Origin of the sequence: Siphonobacter sp., from assembly GCF_048595215.1 — a bacterium.
Taxonomy (GTDB): Bacteria; Bacteroidota; Bacteroidia; order Cytophagales; family Spirosomataceae; genus Siphonobacter.
Genome location: NZ_JBMDWJ010000262.1, coordinates 1 through 4022, shown reverse-complemented (window position 1 = coordinate 4022; position 4022 = coordinate 1). Strand labels below are relative to the sequence as shown.

The 4022-nt window shown below is 45.1% G+C and carries 4 protein-coding genes and 1 pseudogene; 1 reads left to right on the top strand and 4 read right to left on the bottom strand.

Annotated features, from left to right (window positions below; all coding sequences use genetic code 11):
- Nucleotides 1-218: 218 nt before the first annotated feature.
- Both kbl and ACOJTG_RS16365 read right to left on the bottom strand, forming a co-directional pair.
- Nucleotides 219-1409 (bottom strand): glycine C-acetyltransferase, encoded by a 1191-nt coding sequence (kbl, locus tag ACOJTG_RS16370; protein ID WP_420154809.1) that lies wholly within the window; start codon nt 1407-1409, stop codon nt 219-221.
- Nucleotides 1410-1421: 12 nt separating this feature from the next.
- Nucleotides 1422-2378, bottom strand: a complete 957-nt coding sequence (locus ACOJTG_RS16365) for an NAD-dependent epimerase/dehydratase family protein (protein ID WP_420154808.1) — start codon at nt 2376-2378, stop codon at nt 1422-1424.
- Between the two features lie 242 nt (nt 2379-2620).
- Here ACOJTG_RS16365 and ACOJTG_RS16360 point away from each other — a divergent pair, with 242 nt between their 5' ends.
- Nucleotides 2621-3082, top strand: a complete 462-nt coding sequence (locus tag ACOJTG_RS16360; RefSeq protein ID WP_104711264.1) for an Lrp/AsnC family transcriptional regulator — start codon at nt 2621-2623, stop codon at nt 3080-3082.
- Nucleotides 3083-3138: 56 nt separating this feature from the next.
- Here ACOJTG_RS16360 and ACOJTG_RS16355 read toward each other — a convergent pair whose 3' ends face one another.
- Entirely contained in the window at nt 3139-3843 is a 705-nt protein-coding gene (locus ACOJTG_RS16355) for a LytR/AlgR family response regulator transcription factor (protein WP_420154807.1), read from the bottom strand.
- Nucleotides 3840-4022 (bottom strand): annotated as a pseudogene (locus ACOJTG_RS16350) (hypothetical protein); the annotation flags it as partial. The gene ACOJTG_RS16355 and the pseudogene ACOJTG_RS16350, both read right to left, overlap by 4 nt.

Below are 4022 nucleotides of genomic sequence, written 5' to 3'. Positions count from 1 at the left end.
GATAGTTGATAGTTTTACAAATTATATTTCTTTCAACCGATTAACATTCTCTTTTTCAATTGATTATTGACGTCGTACTGGTATCCGAAAAGGCGTCCATGGATTATACCCCTGTATTATTACATTAAATCCCTGCGGGGTTGGTAGGTACCAACCCCGCAGGGATTTAATGTAATTAGCCCCGTATGTAATGCGGGGCTATACAAATGCAATCTAGCCTATTTAATCACACCCAATTCTTTACCAACTTTGGTAAACGCCGCGATGGCTTTTTCGAGGTGTTCGCGTTCGTGACCGGCGGAAATTTGTACCCGGATTCGGGCTTTTCCCTGCGGTACTACCGGGTAAAAGAAGCCGATGACGTAAATACCCTCTTCCAACAATTTTGACGCAAACTGCTGAGCCAGCGGAGCCTCGTACAACATGATGGGAACAATGGGATGTTCGCCGGGCAGAATATCAAAGCCCGCAGCGGTCATGGCTTCGCGGAAGAAACGGGTATTTTCTTCCAGCTTGTCGCGTAACGTGGTTGAGGCCCGTAACAGCTCCAGTACTTTCAGGGAGGCTCCTACCACCACGGGGGCCAGCGTATTCGAGAACAAATACGGACGTGAGCGTTGACGTAAGAGCTCTACAATTTCCTTGCGAGCCGCGGTAAAACCACCCGAAGCACCGCCCAGGGCTTTTCCGTAGGTACCAGTAATAATGTCGATGCGACCCAAAACATTTTTGTGCTCAGGCGTACCCCGGCCCGTTTTGCCCACAAAACCGCTCGCGTGTGACTCATCCACCATCACCATGGCTCCGTACTGATCGGCCAGATCACAGATGACGTCGAGTTGAGCGATGGTTCCGTCCATGGAAAATACCCCATCCGTGACAATCAAAATGCGACGCGATCCCGCTGCGGCTTTCAATTGTTCTTCCAGATCAGCCATGTTGTTGTGCTTGTAGCGAAAGCGTTTGGCCTTGCACAAACGAATACCGTCGATAATGGACGCGTGATTCAATTCATCGGAAATGATTGCGTCCTGTTCATTCAGCAAGGGTTCGAACACCCCACCGTTGGCATCAAATGCGGCTGCGTACAAAATGCAGTCTTCGGTACCCACGAACGCAGCCGTAGCTTTTTCGAGTTCTTTGTGAATGTCCTGCGTACCACAAATAAACCGGACCGACGACATGCCATACCCGTGTGAATCGATGGTCTGATGAGCCGCTTCAATGACCGAGGGGTGTGAGGACAGGCCCAGGTAATTGTTCGCACAGAAATTCAGTACATTCTGTCCGTTATAGGTAGCAATCACGGCCGACTGCGGCGTTACAATGATGCGTTCATTCTTATACAAACCCGCCTCCTGAATGGAAGCCAGCTCTTGCTGAAGTTCTTCTTTAATCGTTCCGTACATAACTCGAAAAGTTTACGCCTGCGTCAGTGAAGGCTGATAATATTCAGAAAGATGATGGATCATTTCTTCCGTCATTCGGGAGAGATCAAAAGCCGGAGTCCATTCCCAATCGTTACGGGCAGCCTGATCATCAATCGTTTTGGGCCAGGAATCGGCAATTTGTTGCCGGAAATCCGGAGCGTACTGCGTTCGAAAATTCGGGAAAAATTGCTGAATGGCCGCCGTTATTTCAGCGGGTGTAAAACTTAGGCCCGTCAGGTTGTAGGCTGTCTGCACCCGAATCCGGCTGCTTTCAGCTTCCATCAATTCCAGCGTGGCCCGAATGGCGTCGTCCATGTAGATCATGGGCAGCCGCGTATTTTCCGACAGAAAACAGGTAAAATCCTGACCTTGTACCGCCTGATGATAAATGGCAACGGCGTAATCGGTGGTACCGCCGCCGGGTTGCGACTGGTAACTAATCACCCCCGGATACCTCAGCGAGCGTACATCAAGACCATATTTCACGTGGTAGTAATGCATCCAGTTTTCAGCCGCTACTTTACTGATGCCATATACCGTCGTGGGATCAAGCTGCGTTTGCTGGGGCGTATCGAATGCCGGAGCACTGGGACCAAATACCGCAATTGAACTAGGAATAAATACTTTAGAGACGTTCTGGGTACGGGCTACTTCCAGTACATTCAGAGCCGTCTGCATGTTGATCTCCCAGGTGCGAATCGGATTCGCCTCTCCATTGGCCGAAAGGATCGCCGCTAAATGATAGATCTGCGTTATGCGGTATCGACGTACCAAAGTGGCTAGATCTTCGGCTTTCGTGGCATCTAGTGATTCAAAAATTCCCGAAAATGCTTGCGGCATCCGCAAATCCGAGGCTATCACGCGATTCAGTCCGTACTGATTTTGAAGGTGCTGGACCAAAACCGTGCCGATCTGTCCACTAGCTCCGATAACAAGAATAGTATCCATAGGCCAGAAAATGATTAAGTGAAACGCCGACCATTTGAGGAACCGGTTAAAGCTCAATAGCTTTTCACACAGATTCCGACACAAATCTATATTTGTAGCAATATTTATTGAAGTATTTTCGATCACAAAGAAAATATTCCTTCAAGTGTTCATTTCAAAGAAAATATTCCCTTTTATCGAAATACGTACTAGGTTTGTAGAAGAAAAATTTTCGGTTAAAAAATTGATACCTGAACACCCCTATGGAAAATCTGGATGAGCTGGACAAAACCCTGCTGCGTTTACTTCAGCAGGATGCCAAAATGACTACGAAGGAATTGGCTGCCGAGCTGAACCTTACCATCTCACCTGTCTACGAACGCATCAAGCGACTGGAATCCCTCGGTTACATTAAGCAGTATGTGGCGGTACTCGACAAAACGCTGATTGGGCAACCCGTGACCGTTTTTTGCCAGGTTTCCATGCGTTATCACAATGAAGCTTTTATTGAAAAATTTGAGCAGACTATTCAGGATCTGGAGGAAGTACAGGAATGCTACCACATGGCTGGGCAGGTGGATTTCCTGTTAAAAATCAATTTAAAGTCCCTGAATGATTATCACGATTTTGTGAAGTATAAACTATCGAAGCTGGAAAATATTGGAACGCTAAATAGCACGTTTGTATTAAAAGAAATCAAACATAACATTGGATATAGCATCTAAAACTAAAGCGGCGGATTTCGTCAATCCGCCGCTTTAGCTACTATCGTAATCATTTCTTACAGAATATTCAGTTTCTCGAGTAATTCAGGTTTATTAGCCCGGCTGATCGGTATGACCTTATCCGCAATAACCAAGTTACTTTCTTCAATATCAACGATTTTAGAAAGGTTGATAATAAAGCTACGGTGCACGCGAAAAAAGAATTTAGGATTTAGTTTTTCCTCCAAATTCTTCATGGTTGCATACACAATATGCGAGCCTTGATTGGTACGAATTTTAACATAATCGCCTACGTTTTCAACGTACAGAATATTATCATACTCGATGCGAATATAGCGTCCTTCCGTTTTTACGTAAATTTCGTTAGGATCAGTATTTTTAGGAACTACTGGTGCTTTTACCGCGGTCTTTTTATCGATTACCTTGTCTACGGCCTGCATAAAGCGAGGAAGTGAAATAGGCTTTTTCAAATAATCCGTGACCTGGTACTGAAAGGCATCAAAGGCGTATTCTGTCTTAGACGTTGTTAGGATTACTGAAGGCATGTATGATAACTGATCTAACAGCTCAAGTCCATTCAACCCCGGCATTTCAACATCCAGAAAAAGAACATCTACAATTTTCTCTCTTAAGAAATTTAAACCTTCTGTGGATTGATCAAATATTCCAATAATCTCTAACTCTTCTCGCTTCTCGCACAACCGTTCAAGGGAGAGACGAGCCATTAACTCATCATCTACAATAACGCATTTCAATTTCATTGGGCAGCGGTTTTAAAGGCAAGCCTGTTTACTTCCTCGGCTAATATAATAGCCATACGGCTTAATTCTGTTTGAAAAAAGTTAATTTTTTCAGGTATGCCTTCGGAATTGTTATCGTGACTTAATTGAACTTCAATGGATTTTAAGTACTTCTGTAAGCTTGTAAGGCCTACCATAGC

Bases quoted from the DNA above. Each gene is read 5' to 3' on its own strand.
- kbl (WP_420154809.1), bottom strand. From the start codon at position 1,409: ATGTACGGAACGATTAAAGAAGAACTTCAGCAAGAGCTGGCTTCCATT.
- ACOJTG_RS16355 (WP_420154807.1), bottom strand. From the start codon at position 3,843: ATGAAATTGAAATGCGTTATTGTAGATGATGAGTTAATGGCTCGTCTC.
- ACOJTG_RS16365 (WP_420154808.1), bottom strand. From the start codon at position 2,378: ATGGATACTATTCTTGTTATCGGAGCTAGTGGACAGATCGGCACGGTT.
- ACOJTG_RS16360 (WP_104711264.1), top strand. From the start codon at position 2,621: ATGGAAAATCTGGATGAGCTGGACAAAACCCTGCTGCGTTTACTTCAG.